Origin of the sequence: Lamprobacter sp., assembly GCF_034860625.1 — a bacterium.
In the GTDB taxonomy this organism is placed as follows: domain Bacteria; phylum Pseudomonadota; class Gammaproteobacteria; order Chromatiales; family Chromatiaceae; genus Lamprobacter.
In genome coordinates this window covers 1-1,178 of the sequence record NZ_JAYESN010000569.1, presented here as the reverse complement: position 1 = coordinate 1,178, position 1,178 = coordinate 1, and the positions used below count along the sequence as shown (strand labels likewise).

Below are 1,178 nucleotides of genomic sequence, written 5' to 3'. Positions count from 1 at the left end.
GTCTTTGGAGACGTTGTAGCCGCTGGAGATGTCCGCTAGGACCACCGGGGAGACGCCGGTGATAAAGACCCGGTCAATCCCGGCACCCGAGGCCAGCGACTTGACCGCCTTGAACACCGTCTTCAGCAGCCCCTCGCCCGAGACCAAAGCATCATAGTCAGCACGTCGTCCGTGCATCAGCTCATTGGCGAAGTTGTCGTATTCGTCGATCAGCAGATAGAGGTCGTGACCTTGGGCGCGGGCGGCGCTGACGGCGGCACGCAAGGCCACCAAGCCATCACTCGGATGCACCTGGAGCGGGCTGCTGAGCCGATCGGCATAGCGCACCTCAAAATCCGCCACCTGCGCGTTGAGGTGGTTGTGCAAGGCCTGGCGAATCTCGGCCAGACTGCCGCTGGCATCGACCATGGAGAAATCCCAGCGCAGCACGAAGTAGCTGTTGCGCCGCTTGGTGGGCTCACGGCCAATGGCCAGCCCGCCGAACAGCGCCTCGAATTCCCCGGCGCGGGCGAGATCGTAGTAGTTCTCCAGCGTCGTCAGCCAAGCGGTCTTGCCGAACCGGCGCGGGCGCAGCAAGAGCAGCTGATCGCCGGCGCTTTCCAACACGCGGATGCGCCCGGTGCGATCCGCGTAGTAGTAGCCCTCGGTGATGATTTTGTTAAAGTCAGCGGTGCCGTAGGGGAATTTCATGGCGATCGACCAAAAAGCAGGGGCAATACGGCAAGTGTAATGGAGCAGGCAGCGTCACATCGCCCTGGCGTGCCTCATCAACGCCTTGAGGCCTCGACCCTTTCCTGCTGCATTCGTCTCAACACCTGAACCACCGCCCGCGCCGCTGCTCCCAACAGCGCCGGGCATCGCCGGAGTCGATGAGCCATGTCGGCGAGTCCAGCATGCACCCCCGTGTCAGCGGCTCTCAGTCTGCGCGACCCCGCTTCCGTTTGGCGAGCCGCCCATCAGCTGCTGGCAAGCCGGGCCGATGCCGCCGAGCTCTTCGCCCGCGCGCTCGCATTGCTGGAGCCCGAGACAGCCAATGATCCGCACCGCCTGCGCCTGGGGTTCTGTCTGGCGTTGGCGCAGTTCTCCAGCAACCGCATCGACGCCTGCCTGGCCAGCGCGCAGCAAAGCCTGACGCTGGCCGCCCAGTACCCGCTGGCGGATCGCGCAACGCCACCCCA

2 protein-coding genes are annotated in these 1,178 nt (G+C 64.7%); one reads left to right on the top strand and one right to left on the bottom strand.

From position 1 onward, the window contains the following. Positions 1-690: AAA family ATPase (locus VBE63_RS29860; RefSeq protein WP_323686592.1), on the bottom strand; the 690-nt coding region annotated here is incomplete at its 3' end. Between the two features lie 186 nt (positions 691-876). Between VBE63_RS29860 and VBE63_RS29855 the strand changes: the two genes are divergently transcribed. After that, positions 877-1,178 (top strand): hypothetical protein (locus VBE63_RS29855; RefSeq protein ID WP_323686591.1); only part of this gene is annotated, 302 nt, incomplete at its 3' end.